At 40.4% G+C, this 4018-nt stretch carries 7 protein-coding genes and 1 pseudogene; 5 read left to right on the top strand and 3 right to left on the bottom strand.

The genetic code is table 11. From position 1 onward, the window contains the following. Positions 1-138, top strand: a 138-nt coding sequence (locus tag FFM70_RS13685) for a transposase (RefSeq protein WP_137617395.1), incomplete at its 5' end; no start/stop codon positions are given. Positions 139-253: 115 nt separating this feature from the next. Here the strand turns inward: FFM70_RS13685 and FFM70_RS13680 are convergent. Together FFM70_RS13680 and FFM70_RS13675 are read right to left on the bottom strand one after the other, a co-directional pair. Beyond that, positions 254-1210, bottom strand: a complete 957-nt coding sequence (locus FFM70_RS13680; protein ID WP_137617394.1) for a glycosyltransferase family 2 protein — start codon at positions 1208-1210, stop codon at positions 254-256. Between the two features lie 37 nt (positions 1211-1247). Next, on the bottom strand, positions 1248-2156 hold the full coding sequence (locus FFM70_RS13675) for a glycosyltransferase family 2 protein (RefSeq protein WP_137617393.1): 909 nt from the start codon (positions 2154-2156) through the stop codon (positions 1248-1250). 493 nt (positions 2157-2649) lie between these two features. Here FFM70_RS13675 and FFM70_RS13670 point away from each other — a divergent pair, with 493 nt between their 5' ends. The 4 genes from FFM70_RS13670 (at position 2650) to FFM70_RS14135 (ending at position 3757) form a co-directional block, all read left to right on the top strand. Beyond that, positions 2650-2799 (top strand): hypothetical protein, encoded by a 150-nt coding sequence (locus FFM70_RS13670; RefSeq protein WP_223877510.1) that lies wholly within the window; start codon positions 2650-2652, stop codon positions 2797-2799. A 26-nt stretch (positions 2800-2825) separates the two neighbouring features. After that, positions 2826-3203, top strand: coding sequence for an IS66 family insertion sequence element accessory protein TnpB (tnpB, locus tag FFM70_RS13665; protein ID WP_137617392.1), 378 nt, complete (start codon positions 2826-2828; stop codon positions 3201-3203). Positions 3204-3244: 41 nt separating this feature from the next. Continuing rightward, on the top strand, positions 3245-3421 hold the full coding sequence (locus FFM70_RS13660; RefSeq protein ID WP_171002386.1) for an IS66 family transposase: 177 nt from the start codon (positions 3245-3247) through the stop codon (positions 3419-3421). A gap of 99 nt (positions 3422-3520) precedes the next feature. After that, the gene (locus tag FFM70_RS14135; RefSeq protein WP_223877511.1) at positions 3521-3757 is read left to right on the top strand and encodes an IS66 family transposase zinc-finger binding domain-containing protein; all 237 of its coding nucleotides are present in this window, start codon (positions 3521-3523) and stop codon (positions 3755-3757) included. On the opposite strand, the pseudogene FFM70_RS14130 reads toward FFM70_RS14135, so the two are convergent. Continuing rightward, positions 3732-3872, bottom strand: a pseudogene (locus tag FFM70_RS14130) (transposase); the annotation flags it as partial. The gene FFM70_RS14135 and the pseudogene FFM70_RS14130 overlap by 26 nt on opposite strands. Positions 3873-4018 lie beyond the last annotated feature (146 nt).

The following is a 4018-nucleotide window of genomic DNA, read 5'->3' as shown; positions in this document are numbered from 1 at the left end:
TATAAATACTCTAACGGGCCAATGGAAGGTATCAATAATAAAATCAAGGTCATAAAACGTGTAAGTTACGGATTTGGTTGTTTCAGTAGTTTTAGACTAAGAATTCATCTAGCATTTGGGTTAAAAAAGGTTGACTAATCAAAGTGCGATTAGGCAACCTCATGTGAAATATAACAAATTACCAACAACAGTTGACAAAGAACCGGAAAACCGAGCAACCTGTCATGACCTGTTTAAAACTGCTAGTTATCTCTCATTCATCAACCTTAGATGAACTTGAAAACTTTTGTCCCGGCATAAAGTGCGGGTTCAAGCCTTCCTTACCGCGGATTGCATCACGCAGCGCCTCAAAGTAGACTCTGACAACAATCCGTCGATAACCTCGATAAAATGGCCCAAATAACTTCACAAAGAAACGGCCATAAAAGACGATTAACCACGCAAAGCTCGCCAACGGATTTAATCGCCACCGTTTAATCGTAATCAGACGGTTACGGATGCCATAGTAAAGTCGCCAATCCGGAATATACTTATGCTTGAAGTCTAATGAAGGTAAATAAGTTTTGTGGATCAATTTGGCCGCACTCACGTTAACTGGACGCGCATATTTAGCTGTCCGAACCGCATATTCACAATCATCCCACCAAATGAAATACCCGGCATCTGGTAGCCCAACTTTTTTGACCAATTTCAGGCTCAGAAAGACGCCACAAAATGTATATTGGTCAAATTCAAAGTTCTCGTGATATTCCGCTTCTGAGACTGCCTCGGCCCGAAAAGTATTCCAACTCGTAAAGCGATTACGCTGATCAACTTGTAAGCGGCCGTCTGCGACCTGAACACTACCAGTTAAAACTTCACGTTCTGGATGGTCTACCTGATACGCAATTAATTTCTCAAAGTAGTCTGTTTCAAAAATGGCATCATCGTCCGATAACGACACCCAATCTAAACTAGAATCTGCCGCCGCAATCTGTATCCCACGAGTAAAGCCCCCAGCCCCACCAATATTTTCAGTTAAATACCGATAGTCGATCATCGCATCATCCAATAACCCTTTTGACTTCAATAACTTTTGAGTCCCATCAGTTGAATGATTGTCAATCAGAATAATCTTCGCCGGTGGTACCGTTTGATTTTTCAATGCGGTCAATGATTCCATTAATAATGCTTTGCGGTTAAATGTCACCACAATTGCCCCATATTGCATTTATCCCACTCCCTAATAACTATTTCTAACAACCGGTTTATGGTAAGAACTGCGGATTACGTCCTAGATGTTCATCCTGTCCGTCCCGATAACCCGCTAAATAAGCTCGGCTTAGTGCACGTGCTTGTCCCCAACGATTCTTAAATAATAAAATTGCAACTAACTTACGTGCTAAGAAACGACGACAGTATCGACGTGTCGTTTTAGACTCACCACGGTGCTTAAATAAAACAGCAATCCGATTTCGCATGACATAATACTCTTTCCATGGGGCAATTGCTGACCGCGTATAAGTGGTCTTGTGCAAAACTTTCGCCCCATGGATATTCAGAAAACGGCCATCCTTTAGTGCGCGAATCGCATACTCAAAGTCATCAAATCGAATAAAATAGTCCTGCTCCGGCAAGCCAATACTCGTCACCAGCTTGCGACTGAGCAAAATACCCACAAAGGAAAAAACATCATAATAAAAATCAGTCGCATAGTCTGCTTCAGCAATTGGCTTAACGGTTAACGTTTCAGAATTAACTAGCACTTCTCGATGCATCTCATCATGTTTACCATTCGGCAACAAGACTGATCCTGAGAAAACTTGTTGTGTCGCGTGCTCAGTGATAGCGGTTCGCAGCGCTGAAAAATATCCTGGTTGAAAAATCGCATCATCATCAGAAATTGAGATCCAATCACAATCAGTCTTCAATGCCTGTTGGATACCATACGAAAAGCCAGCGGAACCACCCAAATTTTCCGGTCGTTGACAATAAATCAGTTTTTGATTATCAAAATCAAATTTTAACATGACGGCTTCCCGTGTGCCATCAGTTGAAGCATTATCAATGACAAAGACATACTCTGGTGATGCGTCTTGCGACAATACACTTTGCAATGCCTCTATTAAAAGGTCTTTTCGATTATACGTAACAATTACGGCTGCAATCTTCCCCATAAAGAATCCCCCTACACTTTTATCGTGATATTATAACAGATAAAAATGCGAAATGGCGGGCATTACACATGGTTTCGTGAGTTAAGTAACGTGTTAACAAAGATTATTCAGAAATTTAACAATCTGATTTATAGCAATTTTATCTAGTTAAATCTATTCAGACTCTCTTTGATGAAGCCCTCTAATAACTGATAAGTACCCAGGACATTTATAATATAGTTTTCCAATATAAAAAATTTGGTCTTGTAATATCTGTTGTTAAAGTGTACTTTCTACGTTGGTCATAACCTTATGATGCCAACTGAATGGCGAGTTTCAAGCACCTTATCTGGGGCTTACCATCAAATCTTATTTTGATACGAGGGTTGTTATTGCTTTTAATAAAACTCGTATCTGTTTGATGTAACGTAAGCACCCAATAACTGACCGTCTATGATTGCCCCTGAGTACACGATATGATTACCTCATCAAATAAATTGGTGAGGTTTTTATTATGGATAAACATGATATTGTCAAAGTTGAAATGCCACACAAAGTTAGGTTGGCGGCGCCACAGACGACGGCGACCAAAGCAGTTCAGCTTCGCGTTGGACAAAATAAGTCGGTTTATCATTTACAACAAAGCAAACAGCTACATTGTTGATGCGGTTTTAAAGGCGGTGTTCAATAATGCTCATTAATATGGATGCAGTTCATCAAACTTATATTGTTTGTGGAAAAACGGATTTACGCCGTGGTATTGATGGTTTGGCAGCCGTCATACAAGAACAATTTGCCTTAGATCCATACAACCAGGCTTTATATCTGTTTTGTGGTACCCGCAAAGACAGATTCAAAGCCCTATATTGGGATGGAGATGGCTTTCTATTACTTTATAAACGGATTGAGGCCGGCCGACTACAGTGGCCGGTCAATCAAGACGAAGTCCGAAAGCTAACCTATCTACAATTATCAAGACAGTTGGGAGGATGGTCACTGGATTCGACCATTCACAAAATCAAACCGCCAAAAGTAAATAAAGCGCTTTCTAACGGTGCCAGACTATGATAAACTCAATAACAAGAAAACATAGAATGAGTGGTTATATTATGACGCCAGAAGAAGAAATTGCCGACTTAAAAAAGAAGATTCAAGAACAGTCTGAGATTATTGACTACCTGACTAAACGACTATTTGGTCAAAAGTCAGAGAAAATCAATACTGATCAAACCTCTTTGTTTGATGAGGACAATAGTGTTTTTAGCCAACCAGAGCAAACTGGGTAAGAAAACCAATCAAATCAAGTACAGCCAACGAAGAAAGCTAAGCGGACGCGGCAAGCAGTCGTAAATTCAAGTGTTCCCGTTCAAGAGACTGTCGTTGAACTGCCAGATAAGCTGTGTCCAAACGGACACGGCTTAGTTGCCGTCGGTAAAAAGCTTGCGCATGAAGAACTCCACTTCCGGCCGGCCAAGCTGTACTTAGAAAGAATCTACACGACGACATACAAATGTCCCTCATGTGAATTAATGGATGGTTTAGCTCATCTAATTCAATCACAAGCTCCAAAAGCGTTAATACCACTATTCCATCACGTTCATATAGGTCACGCCAACGTCTAAATGCGGTCAAACCAATACCATATTTTCGACAATAGTCTTTTTTTGAGAGGCCGGCTTTACTTAATCCAGTCAGAATTGACAATTTTTCTTCGGCGGTATATTTAGATCTAGGCATAGAAAAGTCCCCTTAAAGTTGAGAGATGAATTATAATATTTCATCTGTCAACCATAAGGGGACTATAGCATAGGAAGTCTCATCGCCATGGATATGTGTTTGTTTCATTAATTCATTCCGGCATAACTCATTGAGTGGTTGAAGCC

Source organism: Lactiplantibacillus nangangensis (assembly GCF_005405065.1).
GTDB classification, from domain to species: domain Bacteria; phylum Bacillota; class Bacilli; order Lactobacillales; family Lactobacillaceae; genus Lactiplantibacillus; species Lactiplantibacillus nangangensis.
This window is presented reverse-complemented; position numbering and strand designations above follow the sequence as displayed.

Bases quoted from the DNA above. Each gene is read 5' to 3' on its own strand.
- FFM70_RS13680 (WP_137617394.1), bottom strand. From the start codon at position 1,210: ATGCAATATGGGGCAATTGTGGTGACATTTAACCGCAAAGCATTATTA.
- FFM70_RS13675 (WP_137617393.1), bottom strand. From the start codon at position 2,156: ATGGGGAAGATTGCAGCCGTAATTGTTACGTATAATCGAAAAGACCTT.
- FFM70_RS13660 (WP_171002386.1), top strand. From the start codon at position 3,245: ATGACGCCAGAAGAAGAAATTGCCGACTTAAAAAAGAAGATTCAAGAA.
- FFM70_RS13670 (WP_223877510.1), top strand. From the start codon at position 2,650: ATGGATAAACATGATATTGTCAAAGTTGAAATGCCACACAAAGTTAGG.
- tnpB (WP_137617392.1), top strand. From the start codon at position 2,826: ATGCTCATTAATATGGATGCAGTTCATCAAACTTATATTGTTTGTGGA.